14 protein-coding genes are annotated in these 19,926 nt (G+C 39.7%); all 14 read left to right on the top strand.

Annotated features, from left to right (window positions below):
* Positions 1-875 precede the first annotated feature (875 nt).
* The 14 genes from DPX34_RS14780 to DPX34_RS14705 all read left to right on the top strand — a co-directional run bounded on the left by DPX34_RS14780 (position 876) and on the right by DPX34_RS14705 (position 19,832).
* Positions 876-2,000, top strand: a complete 1,125-nt coding sequence (locus DPX34_RS14780; protein ID WP_438938522.1) for a polysaccharide lyase family 7 protein — start codon at positions 876-878, stop codon at positions 1,998-2,000.
* A 360-nt stretch (positions 2,001-2,360) separates the two neighbouring features.
* Positions 2,361-3,284: a homoserine O-acetyltransferase/O-succinyltransferase family protein gene (locus DPX34_RS14775; RefSeq protein WP_111979219.1), complete on the top strand. Its 924-nt coding sequence runs from the start codon at positions 2,361-2,363 to the stop codon at positions 3,282-3,284.
* 57 nt (positions 3,285-3,341) lie between these two features.
* Positions 3,342-3,863 carry a cupin domain-containing protein gene (locus DPX34_RS14770; RefSeq protein ID WP_111979218.1) on the top strand — a complete coding sequence of 174 codons (522 nt, stop codon included), beginning with the start codon at positions 3,342-3,344 and terminating at the stop codon, positions 3,861-3,863.
* A gap of 144 nt (positions 3,864-4,007) precedes the next feature.
* A complete protein-coding gene (metH, locus tag DPX34_RS14765) occupies positions 4,008-7,691 on the top strand; it encodes a methionine synthase (RefSeq protein WP_111979217.1) in 3,684 nt (1,227 codons plus the stop codon).
* 503 nt (positions 7,692-8,194) lie between these two features.
* Complete coding sequence (locus DPX34_RS14755) at positions 8,195-8,875, top strand: histidine phosphatase family protein (protein WP_111979216.1); 681 nt, start codon at positions 8,195-8,197, stop codon at positions 8,873-8,875.
* Positions 8,876-9,028: 153 nt separating this feature from the next.
* On the top strand, positions 9,029-9,727 hold the full coding sequence (locus DPX34_RS14750) for a spondin domain-containing protein (RefSeq protein WP_111979215.1): 699 nt from the start codon (positions 9,029-9,031) through the stop codon (positions 9,725-9,727).
* Between the two features lie 13 nt (positions 9,728-9,740).
* On the top strand, positions 9,741-10,436 hold the full coding sequence (locus DPX34_RS14745; RefSeq protein ID WP_111979214.1) for a spondin domain-containing protein: 696 nt from the start codon (positions 9,741-9,743) through the stop codon (positions 10,434-10,436).
* Positions 10,437-10,509: 73 nt separating this feature from the next.
* Entirely contained in the window at positions 10,510-11,271 is a 762-nt protein-coding gene (locus DPX34_RS14740; protein WP_111979213.1) for a response regulator transcription factor, read from the top strand.
* A gap of 154 nt (positions 11,272-11,425) precedes the next feature.
* A complete protein-coding gene (locus DPX34_RS14735; RefSeq protein ID WP_111979212.1) occupies positions 11,426-12,922 on the top strand; it encodes a sensor histidine kinase in 1,497 nt (498 codons plus the stop codon).
* 644 nt (positions 12,923-13,566) lie between these two features.
* Positions 13,567-14,538: a hypothetical protein gene (locus DPX34_RS14730; protein ID WP_111979211.1), complete on the top strand. Its 972-nt coding sequence runs from the start codon at positions 13,567-13,569 to the stop codon at positions 14,536-14,538.
* Positions 14,539-14,829: 291 nt separating this feature from the next.
* Complete coding sequence (locus DPX34_RS14725) at positions 14,830-15,165, top strand: type II toxin-antitoxin system RelE/ParE family toxin (protein WP_111979225.1); 336 nt, start codon at positions 14,830-14,832, stop codon at positions 15,163-15,165.
* Positions 15,155-15,460 (top strand): addiction module antidote protein, encoded by a 306-nt coding sequence (locus tag DPX34_RS14720; protein ID WP_111979210.1) that lies wholly within the window; start codon positions 15,155-15,157, stop codon positions 15,458-15,460. Before DPX34_RS14725 ends, DPX34_RS14720 begins: the two co-directional genes overlap by 11 nt.
* A gap of 990 nt (positions 15,461-16,450) precedes the next feature.
* Positions 16,451-17,035, top strand: a complete 585-nt coding sequence (locus tag DPX34_RS14710) for a hypothetical protein (RefSeq protein WP_111979208.1) — start codon at positions 16,451-16,453, stop codon at positions 17,033-17,035.
* Between the two features lie 541 nt (positions 17,036-17,576).
* On the top strand, positions 17,577-19,832 hold the full coding sequence (locus tag DPX34_RS14705; protein WP_111979207.1) for a TonB-dependent receptor: 2,256 nt from the start codon (positions 17,577-17,579) through the stop codon (positions 19,830-19,832).
* Positions 19,833-19,926: the final 94 nt, after the last annotated feature.

Raw genomic sequence — 19,926 nt, 5'->3', positions numbered from 1 at the left:
ATGGTAAGGGTTAAATTGGCGACTGCGTTCAACCAATTTCACGCTTCGAGCCATTGAAAAAAGTGTTTTAGGATCAAAAATGGCTTGGATTTTATCTGTTAAAGTTGTAAGTTTCATTGTCTTCGCGTTTGTTTGTCTTTTTATCAGTTTTGGTGAACCAATAAGATCACAAATTGAGCGCGAAGACACCTCTTTTTTTCTTAAGATCCTACATATGAAGCGCATTTAAACGCTCGCTGAGTGGGCACTTATTATTACGGATTGGTATTAATCGTTAAACCTGTCACTTAGGTGCAAAGGTGCAGCATACGCTATTAGGTATCTGCACTCGGTTTAATGCCGCTTTTGCCGTTGTAGACGCGACATCGGTTACGTATTCTTATCTTACTTTATATCTTGGCTGATATGTATCAGTAACAAGCGATGATGGTATTCAGATCATTGTTAAAGTGGTTGCTCTTATTTTTTACAGGTTTTACTTTTCTGTATTACGCCATCGACATTCCAACATCCGACGCAAGTCTAGTCTATCTGGGGCTGCTGTATTTATTAGCTGTTCTTATTTAAACCTCCCCCCTAAAGTTATCCATTTTAATAACATAGCCTAACCTTGTATTTAGTTTTTCTTTATATAAAACAATTATCGCAACGGCAGAAAGACCGACTATGATTAAATGACAACATTCGTTTAAAAAATGTTAATTGGTATGATTGTTTTTTATAATTGGTATGCTATCTTTGTTTTATTGGTATGTTTTTGTGGTGTGCGTTATTAACTTGGTTTCGGGTTATAGGTACAGCTAAATTGACTTGTTTTACGTTATTGGTCATACCAAAATAAAATAAGTTTAACTTTCTAATGGTGTAATTAAATTATGATGAAGAAAAACGTGATTAAGCAAATAGCGATGCTTGGTATTGCATTACCGATCTCCGCTTCACTTATGGTTGCTTGTTCTAGCAATGGTGGCAATACAAGCAGTGCAGATAAAGTAAGCAACTCTGCTAGTGTTATTCCTGCAGATAAATTTGATCTCAGTAACTGGAAAATAACCGTACCGCTTGATCTTGATAATAATGGCAAAGTTGACGAAATTGACGTTAAAGCTATTCAAACTTATTCACACCCTGATTATTTTTATATAGATGAAAATGGTCATATGGTTTTTGCTTCACCCAATAAAGCCACAACGAGTGTTGGCTCATCCAATACACGTAGTGAATTACGTCAAATGATCCGAGGTTCAAACACTAAGCTTAAAACGAAATCACCCGGTAATAACTTTGCTTTAAAAGCCCACCCTCTTTCACAGCACTTTGGTTCAGTCGGTGGGAAAATGGAAGCGTCTTTAAAAGTTGATCATGTTGCTTTACGGGCTGGTCATCCAGACAAGCCGCCGGCTTATTCGGTTGTTGTCGGCCAAATTCATGCTGGTAAAGACAAAGCGCTAATCGCCAAAAATTTAGGTTTTGGTTGGGGTAATGAGCCGATTAAAGTTTATTACAAAAAATGGCCAAATCATGACAAAGGTTCAGTTTTTTGGAATTATGAACGCAACCTACCTAAAACGGATCCAAATCGTACCGATATCGCTTATCCAGTATGGGGTAATACATGGGAAAACCCAGATAACCCAGGCGATGAAGGTATCGCGTTAGGTGAAGAATTTAGTTATGTTATTAATGTTCACGAAAACACCATGCACTTAGAGTTTACGGCAGAAGGTAAGCCAACCGTTAAATATTCAATTAATTTAGCGAATAACGTGGATGCTTATGGCAAGGTTGATGAATTAGATCATCCTCGTGGCTATATGGCTGATTGGAATTATTTTAAAGCGGGTGCATACAATCAATGTAGTACTAAAGATGCCAAAGGTGGTTGGTATACCGCTTGCCCAGGTACTGGCGATTGGGAAACGGATAAAGCAAATGGCGATTACACGCAAGTGACTTTTACTAAGCTTAAGCTAAGTCCATCGACTCCTCCGGCAGAATAAGTCGATTATGATGTAATGATTTTCTCTAAATGAGCGATTAGAAAAGCACCTTATATAAAGTAAGGTGCTTTTTTTTGTTTATAAATTTGGATAATGGTCTCTTAAATAAAGCCAAATAGCGTGCAGTAATAATTATAGTCAAAGCGATCGGGTTTTAGGGGAAGCCGTCAAGCTTCGAGACGCCATGAGCATATGCTCTATTATGTGATTGGGGCGAGTAAGCGCTGACAATGAACCATAAAACCTGAGCGAGAAGATTATAGACGTTTAGACGTCTAGACGTAAATGATTTGACATTCACTGCTTACAGGGTAACAATTTAACAATTATCTTGATTGGTTCATTACGGAGCGACTATTTATGCCCATCAAAATCCCTGATCAATTACCCGCGTTAAAAGTTCTTTTAGAAGAGAATATTTTTGCAATGGCCGAAAGCCGAGCGCAAGGGCAAGATATACGCCCGATGGAAATTGGGATTTTAAATTTAATGCCAAATAAAATCGAAACTGAAGTGCAATTATTACGGTTGTTATCGAACAGCCCGTTGCAAGTTAATGTCGATTTGATTCGTATAGATGATCGGGTCCCTAAAAATACCCCTGAAGCCCATATGGATGCTTTTTATCGTTCGTTTGATGATATCAAGCAACATAAAAATTATGATGGCTTAATTGTTACCGGTGCACCACTCGGGCTTATTAAATACGAAGACGTGACCTACTGGCCTAAAATGCAAGAAGTGATGGATTGGGCACGCAAACATGTGCAATCAACGTTATATTTATGTTGGGCTGCACATGCCAGTTTATATCACTATTTTGGTTTAGCGCGTGATATTCGCGAATCTAAAATTTCAGGTGTTTTTACGCATACCACATCGAATGATCTAGACCCGCTCACACAAGGCTTTAGTGATGAGTTTTGTGCTATTCATTCTCGGTATGCTGAAGTGCCCTTGAGTCATCTTCAAGCACATGATGAAGTCAATGTGCTAGCCACAACCCCAAAAGGGGGCGCATACTTGTTGGCGAGTAAAGATCGACGCTTAGTTTTTGTCACCGGACATCCTGAATACGATGCCGATACGTTAGATCAAGAATATAAACGTGATGTGGCGGCTAATTTATCGCCGATGCTGCCTGAAAATTACTATCCAAATAATGATCCGGCTAATGCCCCGCGTAATACATGGCGAGGTCACGGTAACTTATTAATGTGCAATTGGCTGAATCATTATGTTTATCAGGCGACGCCCTATGATTTAGCCGAATTGTCTAAATAGGCTGTATTTTTTGCTTAATAGCAGAGCTTAACTAGGATTTATAGCAGGTAAATAAAATTGAATGCAGACTCTTTAATTCAAACATTAGCACTTGAGCCTCATCCTGAAGGGGGCTTTTATAAAGAAGTGTATCGAGCTGAGGGTGTTATTGTGCAATCCGCTTTGCCTGCCTGTTTTTCAGGTGATAGACATTATGCGACTTCAATTTATTTTTTATTAAAGGCGGGTCAACGCTCGTGTTTTCATAAAATTAATCAAGATGAAGCTTGGCATTTTTATGCTGGTTCTACGCTTGCGGTTCATATGATTTCACCACAAGGCCAATATTCCGTTATTAAGCTAGGGCAAAATCTCGCACAAGGTGAAGTATTTCAAGCGGTTGTACCTGCGGGTTACTATTTTGCTGCGCAGTTGTTTGATCTCGAAGCTAGCGCTGAGCAATTTGCTCTTGTGGGTTGTACTGTTTCGCCTGGTTTTGATTTTGCCGATTTTAGTATGCCAAACCAGCAAGAATTATTAGCGGAATTTCCGCAGCATAAAGCCTTAATCCAAAGGTTAGGGTATAATACGCCGCATTAGCATACGGCAATTTAAATTTTGATATTTTTAGGCGATTAAATAATCGCCTTTTGTCTTTTTAGATTCGCAGTATTTAAGCAACAAATTTAAGTGGATATAGGCGGTTTTAGCTTGTATCTCGCAATTGTAATAAGGTTAGTTTGAATGAAACAACATCCAGCACGCGCACAAATAGAAAAATTGTTAGCAGAGCGTATTCTCGTTTTAGATGGCGGCATGGGTACTATGATCCAGTCATATAAACTTGAAGAAGCTGATTATCGTGGTGAACAATATAAAGATTGGCATCTCGATGTTAAAGGTAATAATGATTTATTAGCGATAACACAGCCAGAGATTATCCGCGCTATTCATGCTGAATATTATGCTGCGGGTGCAGATATTGTTGAAACAAATACGTTTAACGCGACAACCATTTCCATGGCCGATTATGAAATGGAAAACGAAAGTCGCAAAATCAATTTAGTTTCTGCGCGTTTAGCACGTGAAGTGGCTGATGAGTTTACGGCCAAAGAACCACATAAACCGCGCTTTGTGGCGGGGGTTTTAGGGCCAACAAGTAAAACCGCCTCTATTTCGCCGGATGTGAATGATCCGGGCTTCCGTAATGTGACTTTTGATGGTTTAGTTGAGGCTTATATTGAATCAACGACTGCGCTTATTGAAGGCGGTGTTGATTTAATCTTAATCGAAACCATCTTTGATACGCTAAATGCGAAAGCAGCCGCCTTTGCGGTTGATGTTACCTTTGAGCGTATGGGTATTGAGTTACCCGTTATGATCTCAGGCACGATCACTGATGCCTCTGGTCGTACACTTTCAGGGCAAACCACAGAAGCTTTTTATAATTCATTGCGCCATGTTAAACCCTTATCAATTGGTTTGAACTGTGCATTAGGGCCTGCCGAATTAAGACAATACGTAGATGAATTATCACGCGTGTCTGATTTTGCGGTTTCTGTACACCCTAATGCGGGTTTGCCTAATGCGTTTGGTGAATATGATTTAAACGGCGCTGATATGGCGGTGCATATTAAAGAATGGGCAGAATCGGGTTTCTTTAATATTGTGGGCGGCTGTTGCGGAACAAGCCCAGAACATATAAGTGAAATAAGCAAAGCGGTTGCTAACATTAAACCACGCGAAATAAAGCCACGCCCTAAAGCTTGTCGATTATCTGGATTAGAGCCTTTAACAATCGATAGTTCGAGCCTGTTTGTTAACGTGGGTGAACGAACTAATATTACCGGCTCAGCCAAATTTAAACGCTTAATTATCGAAGGTGACTTTGATACTGCACTTGAGGTTGCTAAAGACCAAGTTGAAAATGGTGCGCAAATCATCGATATCAATATGGATGAAGGCATGCTGGATTCAGAAGCGGCAATGGTTCGTTTCTTAAAATTGATCGCGTCTGAGCCTGATATTGCGCGTGTGCCGATCATGATTGATTCCTCTAAATGGGAAATCTTAGAAGCGGGCTTAAAGTGCATCCAAGGTAAAGGTATTGTTAATTCAATATCGATGAAAGAAGGTGAAGAAAAATTCATTGAGCAAGCTAAGTTGCTACGTCGATATGGTGCAGCGGTTATCGTTATGGCGTTTGATGAAAAAGGTCAGGCTGATACGCGTGAAAGAAAATATGAAATTTGTAAGCGTTCTTACGAAATACTCGTCAATAAAGTGGGTTTTCCAGCTGAAGATATCATATTCGATCCCAATGTTTTTGCGGTAGCGACAGGGATTGATGAGCACAATAATTACGGTGTTGATTTTATCGAAGCGTGTAAAGATATTACCGACAACCTGCCATATGCCATGATATCAGGCGGGATCTCAAACGTATCGTTCTCATTCCGTGGTAATAACCCAGTGCGTGAAGCAATACATGCGGTTTTCTTGTATTACGCGATACGCAATGGCTTAACCATGGGGATCGTAAATGCTGGGCAACTCGCTATTTACGAAGATATTCCAGCTGAATTAAAAGAAGCGGTTGAAGATGTTGTATTAAATCGAAATGATAATGCAACCGAACGTATGCTTGAACTGGCTGAAAAATACCGAGGTGATGGTGCCGTCGCTGAAAAAGAAACACTTGAATGGCGAACTTGGTCTGTAACTAAACGTTTAGAACATGCTTTGGTTAAAGGTATCACTGAATTTATTGATGAAGATACTGAAGAAGCACGCCAAGGCGTAGAAAGACCGTTACACGTGATTGAAGGTCCATTAATGGATGGCATGAATGTGGTCGGCGATTTGTTTGGCGAAGGTAAAATGTTTTTGCCGCAAGTGGTTAAATCAGCCCGAGTCATGAAAAAAGCCGTTGCTTATTTAGAACCTTACATCGAAGCTGAAAAATCAGAAGCCCGTTCAAACGGTAAAATCTTAATGGCGACGGTAAAAGGGGATGTACATGATATTGGTAAAAATATCGTGGGTGTCGTTTTACAATGTAACAATTATGAAATTGTTGATTTGGGTGTCATGGTTTCAGCCGATAAAATCTTAAAAACGGCAATAGAAGAAAACGTCGATATAATCGGTTTGTCGGGCTTGATTACACCGTCGTTAGATGAAATGGTGAATGTCGCTAAAGAAATGAAGCGTCGAGGCTTTACTATTCCGCTATTAATTGGTGGCGCGACAACGTCTAAAGCGCATACCGCCGTTAAAATTGAACAAAATTATGATCATCCTGTTATCTATGTACCTAACGCTTCTCGTTCTGTATCGGTTGCCACCGCATTATTATCAGACGATCAACGTGACGATTTTGTCGCCCGTACTGAAAAAGAATACGTAAAAGTACGTGAGCAACATAGCCGTAAAGGTCCTCGCTCAAATATCGTTAAGTTGGCTGATGCCAGAGCCAATAAATATGTTGCTGACTTTAGTGAATATACACCGAAAAAACCAAATCAATTAGGTGTGCAAGTGTTTGATAGTATTTCGCTTGCTGATATTCGTCCGTATATTGATTGGACGCCATTTTTCATGACATGGCAATTAAGTGGTAAATACCCGGCTATTTTGCAACATGAATTAGTGGGTGAAGAAGCGCAAAAATTATTTAAAGACGCTAACGATCTTATTGATGCTGCCATTAATGAAAACCGCTTGCAAGCTAAAGGAACCATTGGTTTATTTGCGGCTGCATCCGTTGAAGATGATGTGGTGCTGTATAAAGATGACACTCGTGAAGACGTTTTAATGCGTTTACATCATTTACGTTCACAGTCTGAAAAACGTGGTAATCAAGCTAACCGTTGCTTAGCAGATTATATTGCGTCTGAAGATAGTGGCATTGCTGATTATAAAGGTGCGTTTGCTGTTGGTATTTTTGGTGCAGACGAGTGGGCAGATGAATACTTAGCTGATCATGATGATTATAATAGCATTATGGTTAAGGCTATCGCCGATCGTTTTGCTGAAGCTTGCGCTGAGTATTTACATGAAAAAGTCCGTAAAGAAATTTGGGGATTTGCATCTGATGAAACATTGAGTAACGAAGAGTTAATTCGTGAAAGCTATCAAGGTATTCGCCCTGCACCGGGTTATGCTGCTTGTCCAGAGCATACCGAGAAAAAACGTTTATGGCAGCTGCTTAATGTTGAAGAAAACATTGATATGCAGTTAACCGAAAGCTGTGCAATGTGGCCTGGCTCTGCGGTGAGTGGTTGGTATTTCGCTCACCCCGAAGCAAAATATTTTGCAGTGGGTAAAGTTGAAAAAGATCAAATCGAAAGCTATGCCGAAAGAACCGGCATGACGGTTGAAGAAACTGAACGTTGGATGCAATCAAATATCGCATACGATATTTAAGCCTGCCAGTTGTTTTAGCAATTAAAAAATCTCTAATGACCTTAGGGATTTTTTTTGCTTGCAATTTATACCCAAGTCACTTGGGTATTAACCATTCATCGTTATCAATTAGGTTATACCAATCCGTAATAATAAGTGCCGACTCAGCGAGCGTTTAAATGCGCTTAAATAAAAGAATAGTGGTGTTCTTTTGAGTTCGAGCAACACAGAGTAAGCGCATTTAAAACTCGCCTGAAAGGAATGCCCCAGCGGCTTTTGACCTGCGTTATCGGTATTTGAAAGGGAACAACCATTCCTGTACACCGACGCCTTGTTCAAAAACCGCTGGATGCATTCTGAGAGATCACTTATTTATATGAATTGGTATTAATCGCTTTTTCTTATCGCTTGTATATACATTTAACGCCTATGAACTAAAATCTATTATGTGCCCCTATTTGGTGATTTATTGGGGTCATTAACAAGCTACTTTAATTTTATTTTTTATTGGACCTGAGGGTATTATGGCTGCGATTTATGCTTTATTTATTTGTCATACTGAATCTGATTTATTACCTAATGCACCGGAAGGACAGCAACCGTTTTCTTTGACTCATAACGGGGTTAGAAGCGCGAAGCAATTAGTCAAAAAAGTTGATTCATTATCTGAGCAATTAAATTGTCGGATCGCACATTATATCGATAGCTCACAAACATTAGCCGCTTGGCAAACCGCCGACGCGATCGCTGAAATACTGAGTTTAAATCATGGTCATGAATATAAAACCGATGCATTTGATGCGTTATCGAATGCGAGTTTAGGCGCATTGGCTAATTTGAGTTTTGATGACATTGAAGATGTCGTTCGCCATGATCCGCGCTTTCCTGCTTTGCCTGATGATTGGCGAATAAATGGTTGTTATCGCTTGCCTGTACAAGGCGCTGAATCACCTATGGATGCCGGTAAACGCTTAATTAAACATGTGCATCAGCGCTTAACGGCATTGGCGGAAACCGCAGAACAAGCGACCATTAAAATTTTTGTTAGTCATGATAAAGTGTTACGCCATGCGATGTGCGAGTTGGGGCTATTAAAACAACCCGATATTCATAACGTGAAATTTTTACCCGGTAACTTACTCGTCACGCCATTTGAAGCGGGTTGTTGCGGTGCCATAATTGAGGGCGGCTGGCATAAAGTTTAACCATTTATCACAAGGTGTTATAAGTCATTTTTAACTTGTGACACAATCAGATTTTAATTGTGATTATTCCGTTATGTTTACGTGACGCTTTCGGGATAATTAACCATTAATCTTATTCCTGTTGTTTATTCAAACTCTTAACAGGAATTAAAAATGAAAAAGAAAATCCTATTCTCTAGCTTAATCGCCGCACTTAGCTTAAACGTTCAAGCTGCAGACCTTGATATCTCAATTACTAATCTGACTCAAGGCATCTACTTTACGCCTATTATTGCTTCGGCTCACAGTGCAGATGCGCATCTATTCCAAGTTGGACAAACGGCCTCAACTGAATTGCAAGCGATGGCTGAAGGTGGCGACATTTCCGGTTTACAAAGCGTCGCTACGGCAATGAGTGCTAATTCATTATCAAACCCGGCTGGTGGGTTACTCGCTCCGGGTCAAATGGCATCCGGTATGTTGATGACGGATAGTGGAAATGTTTCATTATCGCTTGCGGCCATGATGTTACCCACGAATGATGGTTTTATTGGCTTAGACAACTGGACGATCCCAACCGAAGCGGGCACTTACACTGTTTATATCAATGCCTATGATGCCGGCACCGAAGCTAATGACGAAATCCGAGGGGGCGGCGCGCCGGGTACTGCGGGTATGCCAGTGCCGCCACCATTAGAAAATTTAATCGGTAAAAATGGTACGGGAGTTACATCGGCTGAAGAAAACATGATGGTGCATATACATCGCGGTAACTTAGGTGATGATGACATGATGGCGGGCAAAAGTGATGTGAGCAACACCGTGCAACGTTGGTTAAACCCGGTAGCAAAATTAACCGTTACCGTTAAGTAATAGGAGAGTCGCGATGTTTAATTTTAAAAGAACAGCGTCGATTATTGCACTTGCATCCGTTGCTTTAATTGCCGGTTGTAGTGATGACGATGATAATAATACGCCTGAAATGATGGATATGGATTATCGCTATCAAGTCACCGTATCAAATTTAACCCATGCGCAACCTTTATCGCCCATTGCTGCTATTTTGCATGAAGATGGCATGTTATGGCAGATTGGCCAGCCTGCTTCTGCAGCACTAGAGCAACAAGCTGAGTCTGGTGATAATAGTCAGTTATTAGCTGGGTATCCTTATTCTGCCAGTGGTTCAGGTGTGGTTATGCCGGGTGTTGATGGGGTTGTTGAGGTGAGTATAAAAAACAATGCCAATGCGTTGTTAACGGTATCTAGCATGTTGGTGAATACAAATGATGCTTTTGTCGGTCTTAATGCAATAGCACTTGCTGACTTAATGGTTGGCGAGTCGATGACGATGATGGGCCATGTTTATGATGCAGGCACAGAAGCTAATAACGAACTCGCGAATTCAATACCTGGACCCGCTGCGGGGGGCGCTGGATTTGATGCAACTCGTGATGATGTTAACTTTGTGGCAATGCACCCTGGCGTGGTATCTCAAGATGATGGTTTAGCTAGCTCTGTGTTAACACAAGCGCATCGTTTTGATAACCCATCGGTTAAATTTACCATCGTGCGTATGCAATAATATTCTGCTTGTTGCATGCAAACGAACCAAGCTCAATAAAATTGGGCTTGGTTTTTTTGAGGCAACAATGTGAATGGATAGGGTATTAATTGTAGAAGATGAGCAAGATATTGCTGATTTAATCAAAGTGAATTTAGCTGAATTAGCGATTGAAACCGCACATGCTAATAATGGACAACAGGCTTTAGATTTAGCATTAAACCATGATTTTGAGCTGATTTTACTTGATATCATGTTACCAGGGTTAAGTGGTTTAGATGTTTGTCGACAGGTTAAAGATAAAAAACCGCATCAAGCTATTATGATGTTAACGTCGCGCAATTCTGAAACTGATCAAGTGGTTGGCCTTGAGTTAGGGGCTGATGATTACATGACAAAACCTTTTAGCGTACGTGAACTGCAGGCAAGAGTTCGTAGTCACTTAAGGCGTGTACACGTTTTTGCTGACTTGCAAAAGGCCTCCAACACGGGCTTATCTCAACAAGCGCCTGCTAATAATGAAGGTATAATCGATACCCTTAACAATAAAGCGATTAATATTGGTGCTTTACGTATCAATGCTCAAAAACATGATGTTGAACTGAATAATACAAAGCTTGATTTAACCACCACTGAGTTCGATTTATTGTTGTTTTTAGCGACACACCCAGAGCAAGTGTTTAGTCGTGCTCAGTTATTAGATTCGGTTTGGGGTTATCAACATTCTGGTTATGAGCATACGGTGAATTCTCATATAAACCGCTTGCGCAGCAAAATTGAAAGCAACGTTTCAGAACCTAAAATTATTCAAACCGTTTGGGGAGTCGGCTATAAATTTGACCCTGCGAGTGTTTAAGTTTGTATCTATTTTTGTTCTTTTAAAAATGAGTTTCCAAATAATCGAAAAGTGTTTCGAATACCGTATTTGTATACAAGCTTTTGAATAACTTAAGTCGAATAACTTAAGCTGAGAGTCTTAAGCCGAATAAAAAAACCAGCAAAGGTGTTGTATGAAATTGTCTATTTTTCAAAAGTTAGCGTTATTTGTCATTACTGTATTCATTTTCATGGGGTCTATTTTTTTTGTATGGAACCAGCATGTGTCGCAAGCCGTCAAAGCAGAAGGTGAGCAAAAATTGCATTTGGGCTTAGCTGAGCATTTAGTGCACGACAACCCGCTATTACACCAAGGTGTCTACGATAAAGCGGCATTAGAAAACTTATTTCATACTTTGATGGTGCTAGGGCCTAACTTTGAATTTTATTTTATAAACCCACAAGGCCAAATACTCACTTACTCGGCTGAGCCGGGTAAAGTAAAACGCGATCGCATTAACCTTGAGCCATTGTTAGCATTGCATCAGTCGGCGAATGAATTACCGATATTAGGTGATGACCCTAGGCATGAAACCAGACAAAAAATATTCTCTGTCGCGCCGATTTATTTAGACGATCAAGCTCGTCAAACGTTGCAAGGCTATTTGTACGTGATTATTGGCGGTGAAATTCATGACAATATTTTTAGCCAGCTCGAATCAAGTTATGCTTTTAAATCTGGTATTGGGATCGCACTGATCAGTTTTGGTATTTTATTAGTATTGGCATTGATTTGGTTAAACTATTTTATTAAACCGTTACAACAATTAACCCATGCTGTTTCTACTTTTGACCCGAGCAATGATAACAATTTGGCTTATAGATTAGGTCAACTCACCGTGCATGATAAAAGTGAAATAGGTCATTTAACGTCTGTTTATAAACAAATGGCAGAGCGCATTCAAAATCAAGTCAATCAGCTGCAAAACTTGGATAGTCATCGCCGAGAGTTATTGGCCGATTTGTCACACGATTTACGAACGCCGTTAGCCTCGTTACAAGGTTATATTGAAACCATTTCGTTGCAAGGAGAGGCATTAAATGAAAATGAACGTCAGCGTTTTATTGATATCTCACTAAAAAATGCGCAAGCACTACGTAAGCTAATCGATCAAATATTTGAATTAGCTTATCTTGAAGGTGGGCAAGTAAAAGTGGCTTTTGAAGCCTTGCCGTTAGGTGAATTATTGCATGATGTTGTAGCCAAATTTGCGTTAACGGCACAAGCTAAAAATATTCAAATATCGGTGCAACCTGCACAATTTAATTTTCAGGTTTACACGGATATTGCCAAATTAGAGCGCATACTAACTAACATTATTGATAATGCAATTCGACATACGCCCGAGCATGGTCAAATTAGTATTCAGGTAACGGAAGTAACAGGGCAGGGGCAATCACAGTTAAAGATTGATATTGTGGATACTGGCATTGGGATCAGCGAGCAAGACATTGCATATATATTTGATGCGCGTTATCGCGCTTCTAACACGCAAGGCAAAAAAGATCACAATGCAGGTTTAGGTTTAGCGATCACGAAAAAGCTAGTTAATTTATTAAATTCAGACATTGCAGTGAGTAGTGAGCCAGGACAAGGCACGTGTTTTAGTTTTTATCTTCAGCAAGCTTAAATATTATCTTTCTTAATGAGATATTTATTAGCAATTCATCGATGCACTTATGTAATATCAAATGAAAGAACAAATAAAATAACAAATAAAATCAGAGGTTTATTTGTGCCTGTCCTGCAAGGTTTTGCAAGGTTTTCATGTATCAGGCATTCAAAATAAATGCCTGTACTAGAAGTATTGATAACCCACGCCAAAATGGTAAGCTTAAGCCATTATTCTGCCGCGCAGCTGCTTAGTTAAACAAGGCGCTCAAGAGGGAAAATTTACAGTTGGCTGTTTTCACTCCGTTCAACATTTTAGCCAACAATAAATTTCCCCTTAGCGGGGTGTTATGCCTCAGTGTTAAACAATATTTGGAGTGCCTATTTAAAGGACATGCATATTTATTATCAATGCATGTCCTCGATAGTGATAGTGTCCCCCCGCATCTCAATGCGGTGGTCTTGCCATGCCTTTGGTTTTATAAAGGTTTATTTGTGCCTGTCCTGCATGGTGCTCTAATAAAAGCGTATTAAAAGATTTATCAAAACATGGGTTAATGGAAGATATAACGTAGATTATTAGTGAGGAAATATTAGGTGATTAGGCAAGAGCGCAACCCACAAAACATAGGCGAGCGTAACCTACTATGGGATAAGGAAATAATGCCAAGAATTGCTTTTAATTTTAACTTACACGAAAAATCTAAAGCACTCCAAGAGTATAAAGATTTTTATTTACATCAAAAAGAGCAAGAGGATTACGAGCCTGAGTATGACTTAGATTGGATGCCAGTGGTACTTAGGTTATGGTTGCACCCCAATCACAGTTTAGATAATTGGGTTGCCATTCTGCGCAGCATGTTTAACGTGCATGGTTGGGATGGAATGGAAGGCACAGTACAAAGTTCATTTGGATTTTTAATTGATGTCGGAAGCCATAATTACACTGATTATCCCGCTGATTTGACTGATGGCTACTTTATGGGCGCTGAGCAAAAGCTAGTTGACTTTTTTGTTAATCATTTAGGTGAAATCATCAAAACAGAGTGTGGGGAAGAAAGTTACCAATCGTTTTTGCAACAAAAAGAAAAAAAGTGGCGAACTAACAGTGGCCGTGATTGGATTAACAAAACGATTAATATTAATAGGGTGTGTTGCTTTTTAATTCCACAGTATGTACGTCAGTTCCATCAAATAGATGAATCTTTTTATACACATAATAAACACAAAAAAATAAGGGTTATTGAATACCTATACAATATTTGTCATTACAATGAATTCTGTGCTAACCCACCAGAGATTGAACATGATGTAACAAGAGAGATTCACAACCGCCCTGACAGAGTGCAGGCTCGCCAAGAGTTCATTGACCAGTTATATCATGAATTAGAAACTCAAGAATTGGCTGATTATTTAGCGCATTGGTGGCAAATTACTAAAACCAGCAGATCATTAACTGAAGCACAAAAACGAGCAGAGCCCGTATTTAAAGAGCCTGAACCAGAACCTGCAGAAATTCCAGAAACGCCAAAAGAAAGAATGTTAAGGGAACGTGCAGAAAGAGAGACGCAAAAATCAGATCCAAGAAAAGCAAGAAGAAAAGCAAGAAGAAAAGCCAAAAGAAAATTGGTGTAACCAGTCAGGCTCATCAGTCACAACTATCGGGGGCAGTTAACTATCGAGGACAGGCTTCCTGCAAGGTTTGTGTTCCGTTTTATCGGGGGTTCCATCTCATCATCCACCGAAAATAAAAGCAGAATAAAAGGGGGCGGTGACATTTACGAATTATTCTCATTTAGTTATTGTTCATTTTTAAATAAAAATACCACCCACAACGCCTTTGGTTTACCGAGAGCGTTTTCTATTGTTAGACATATTTAAATTTGCTTTCTGTATCTTCTGGGATACAATTGGTTTATGCGAGATATGAAAAATACAATAAACGAATACATCGATGATTCGGGCAAGAGCCTTTATGCTGATTGGTTGAAAAACCTAAAAGACGCTAAAGCAAAAGCTAAGATCATGATGCAAGTCGACAAAATGGAACTTGGCTTATTTGGTGATGTTGAACCGATAGGTGAAGGGCTAAGCGAACTTAGGCTTCATTATGGGCCGGGTTATCGGGTGTATTACGGTAAAGAAGGTCAACAGGTGTTTTTGCTTTTATGTGGTGGTGATAAATCTACACAGTCTAAAGACATTAAGAAAGCAAAAGAATGTTGGAAGAATCATAAGCGGAGAAAGAAAAATGACGCGTAATGTAAGACAAACTCACAATGAGTTGCTACGAGATCCAGAAGTAGCGGCAGAATATTTAAGTGAAGCGTTTGAAGACGGTGATGCTTCTGTCATTTTAATGGTATTAAGAAACATTGCTGAAGCACAAGAAGACGGTATTAGCGGTTTAGCTGCTCGTTCTCACTTAGGCCGTGAAAGCATGTATAAAATGCTTTCATCTACTGGCAACCCTAAGTTAACAAGCTTCACTAAAGTGATTCATGGGTTAGGTTTAAAACTTAAAGTAGAGCCAGATACTGGGCATCCTACAGCATAGTTTTTATCAGGATTTATTGAGATGGAAGAAGCAAATTTTAATCAGTTATTAAATATCATCGGGGATAGGCTATCTAAGAAAAGATAAATTTAACCGGTTTTGGCTACATTGTGTTTGATAAATGAGTGAGTTGATCGCGTTATTTATTCACTTTTATGGCTTTAAATACGCGTAAATTACGTTTAAATGATCAATTGAGTTTTTTAGGCGTGGGCATTTGCAGCATGGCTGATATTTTGCATTTTTGCTTGTTTAGGTTGGTAAATTTTAAATTAGCTAAGCTAAGCGAGTGCTGCGGGGGGGCGTAGCGCTATTTAAAGGAAATGCAGTGCGCCGAGCTAAATCGGTAAAAGGTTGGAGGTGAAAGCCCTCTATTTGGTAAGACCTAGCAAGTCGCCAAAACTTCGAGTCATGGGCGTTGTATCGCGAGGTACAGGATTAAGCGTTGGCAGAAGAAATCATAGGCTAAGTATTGGGCTGCGAAATCATCCCTTGAGTGTGCCGACCTCCTTGGCTGATAGGGAAGGCTAATGAATGTATCGATGACTGTCCCGCATGAATATTGGTTTCGTTTCACAAGTAATTATCTGCTCGCTTCATCGGTTTTCGCCTTTCAGCTTTTGCATTTAAAATTTTTGTTTTGGCGTAAAGGCTCAAATTCAGGTCTGGCGTGTAGGTGTGTGGCTGTTTTGCGTTTTACTTCTGCTTTTATGTCAATTAAAGTAAGCCACGCGCTGAAACGTTGTCAGTTAAATTAGCAACTATAAGCGCATCAAGACGGGACTGCTAAAGTTTGGCTCGGTTTCGCTCCGCTTCACATTGTAGCCAAATATTATAAACCCCTTATTCTGGCGTTAGATTTCAATGAACTATGCATAAATTAATTTACTTTATTTTTATTTATTTCACTGCTTTTCAGTTGTTTGCCAATACTGAAGTGGTTAATTGTGCAGCTCTTGCAAACGAATCAAATAAGGTCGTGTTTGAACATTGGAATTTCGAGAGGCACATAACGAAAAAAAATTAACTATCGAGAATGCCCGTCAAAAACGAAGTAGCTTTCCTTTTCGAATCATGCCATATAGTTTCAACCTGAAATATTCAAAAGAATTGGCGTTTAAAAACAATGTTCCAGCTGCTTACGATAAGATTCAGATCCATAATAATGAAGATAAAGCAGAGCTAATTACTACCTCCATAGTTCCTTCCGTCCAAATTGATACCAATTTAGGTATTTTAACTGGTGATAATCGTGGTGAGTGGGGTGGAGAGTTATTACTTATCGACCAAGATGGTAATATAGAGTTCATACTTGATTTAAAAGTACATGACATTTATCAGGTCTCAAATGGTTACTTGATCGTAGGAACTACTCTTTTTGAAAGTGGTTTGTACTTGTTAAAATTGAACTCACCTGCTAACTATCAAATTAAAAAGGTATTTGGTTTGCTATCCAGCCCTAGGAGAGTATCGAAGTTGGCAAACGGTGATCTACTTATTAATACTGACTTAGGCTTGCAATTATATACAAAGCAAGGCTATTTAAAGAATGTAGCATGTGAACTTGAAAGCTAACAAATAAGGATAGGTGTCGCGCAGCCGACACATCATCCAAGTGTTGAACAAGTCATGTGCGCAGTAGCCGTTGGGTGGGGTGGTTGCAGGCTCCCTCTTTATATAGTAAAAATCCCTGTGCTGTTTATCTGGGGTAACGTGAGCATAATTGCACGTTTATCTCATCGCTTTTTTTAAGCCGAGTTTGGCTGTGGCGGTTTTTTCTGGTGATTCATGGTTTAGGTTTAAACTAAAAATAGAACCGGATACCTAGCATGCTGTAACTTAATACTGCATCGCCATTTTATTATTTTCGTCGTTACTCGAGCTATCGGTTTTTTATAACATTTTAATGCATTGTTTTTTCATTAACGCTTAACATACGCTATTATTACTGCATTCAAGAGTTGTTAACTTAACGCGCTTAACAGATTGTTTTTTAGGCGCTAGCTGAATATATACTTAAGTGACTTGAGTATAAAAACGATAAAACTCACATTCTACGTGGTATGGATTGGCACTGATGATAAATCTATGGAAGACATAAAATAAAAGCCTTAATATGAAACCTACTTTCACTTCTCTCAATTTAGTTCTCGTTGGTATTTTAACCGCCTTTAATTCTTCATTCTCTTTTGCAGAAGATGCCGAGCTTCCGTTAATAAATGAACTTGAAAAAATTACGGTATACGCGCAAAAGCGCAAGCAAAACTTAAATGACGTCTCGGTATCGGTTTCGGTATTAGATGAAGAACTCATTAAACAACTCACCTTAAAAGATTCGACTCAATTATCAGCCCAAATTCCTAATGTTAAGATAACGGCCAACACCGGCGAAGGTGCGCCACCGGTCGTTAATATTCGGGGTGTAGGCAGTTTAGATTACAATAATACAACGACGGCACCTGTGGCTTTTTATATTGATAATGTAGTCGGAGGCACATTAAGTAACTCGTTGTTGTATTTATTTGATATGGAACGAGTTGAGGTGCTAAAAGGCCCTCAAGGCACTTTATTTGGTCGTAATACCACGGGAGGGGCTGTGTTATTACAATCAAAACGACCTGATCATGAGTTGGGTGGTTATGTAACGTTAGGTTTAGCCAATCAAAACCATCAAAAGCTTGAAGCGGTGGCCAATGTGCCATTGAGTGATAATACGGCTGCTCGGGTGGGCATAAGTCATCAAGATTATGATTATTCATCTAACAACCTAGAAGCGGGTGTGCCACAAGCAGGGATGCGGCAAAATAATTTTAAATTACTGGTTGCTCACACAAGCGATAAGTTTGATGCATTGTTTAAGCTGCATGCAGCAGATTGGGATGGCATTGTTAAACCCGTGCATAGCAAAGGTGTGGTGGCGATTGATGGCGGTGGCGAGTGGTGCTCGCCTGAGCAAGCGGGATCGTTAGCTTGCAGTGATAACTTTGGCTTTAATGACGGTTCGGCTGATTTTCATGATGTGAAAATTGATAACCATAGCCCGCATACTACTGAGCGCCAAGGTGGCAGCGCTGAATTAACGTATCGTTTATCTGATGACACGGCTATCACGTCGATTACCAGTTTTAATCAGCTCGACCGGTTGCATACCTTTAATTGTGATGCCAGCCCGAGTCAGTTATGCGATGGTGATTTAGGTGTTGATGACAAGGTATTCACGCAAGAATTAAGAGTGAATCATGAGTTTGGTGCGCATTATTTTATTGGTGGTTTATTTTTTATTGATGAAGCCATCAAACAGAATAATCAAATTGATCTATTCCGCGATTTTAGATCGATCACAACCACGGGTCCCGCGCATTTCTTTTATGATAATCAAATTGATATTCAATCTATTGCTGCGTTTAGCCAAGTTGATTATGCACTCAATTCAACGTTTACGTTAACCACCGGCTTACGGTTTACTAGTGAAGAAACGCAATATCGCGCAACGTCGATGATTAATATACCCACAGAATTAAATGATTTTACCGGCACCGTGGTTGATGGCTGGGATTTATCGGGCAAACAAGCGAGTGATGAGTTTTCTGGAAAAATAGCCTTAGTGCAAAAATTATCACCGGATGCCTCTGTTTATTACAGTGTAAACCGCGGGTTCAAATCGGGTGGTTACAATGGCGCATTAGCGTTTAGTTATGATGAAGCTCGTTTAGCTGAATATGGCCCTGAGACGTTAACGGCATTGGAAATGGGTAGCCATATACAAGTTAATCAAAACGTGCAGGTTAACGCCGCCGCTTTTCATTATGACTATAATGATCAACAAGTGTTTATGAATCAACAGTCGACTCGGGGTTTAAGCGCTCCGGCGCAAGTTCTGGATAATGTGGGTGAATCGACAATTTATGGCGCTGAAATCGACGTTGTATATACGCCGACACAAAATTGGCTGTGGCAATTTGGCTTAGGTTATTTACCCGAAGCAAATTTAAAAGAATACATTGATGTTACCGGTAATACCGCGCATGATAATCGCCTGCCTTTTACGTCTGAGTGGAATGCGAATGGTTTGGTTAATTATCAACTCGCTATTGCACAAGGCACGTTAACAGCGCAACTTGAATTTGATTACCAATCGAAATTTTATTTTGATCAAAACCAAAACCCTTATGCTAAACAAGATGCGGTAACCTTGTTTAATTCACGGGTGAGTTACGAGTTACAAAACCTAGAGGTTGCGTTGTGGATCAAAAACTTAACCGATGAGGAGTATAGCCAAATCGTTTTTGATATGAGTGCAAATTTTGGTACATTGCAAGATTTAAAAGCAGAAGCGCGACGTGTTGGTATTGAATTAAGTTATCAATTTTAATTAGGTTCTTTGGTCATGCTTTATTCGATTTTATCAAGCAATTTATTGTTACGGCGGGCTTAGATCTTAACCTATATTGTTGTCGGTTATCAGC

The sequence above is a fragment of the Algibacillus agarilyticus genome (assembly GCF_003286125.1).
GTDB classification, from domain to species: Bacteria; Pseudomonadota; Gammaproteobacteria; order Enterobacterales; family Alteromonadaceae; genus Algibacillus; species Algibacillus agarilyticus.
This window is presented reverse-complemented; position numbering and strand designations above follow the sequence as displayed.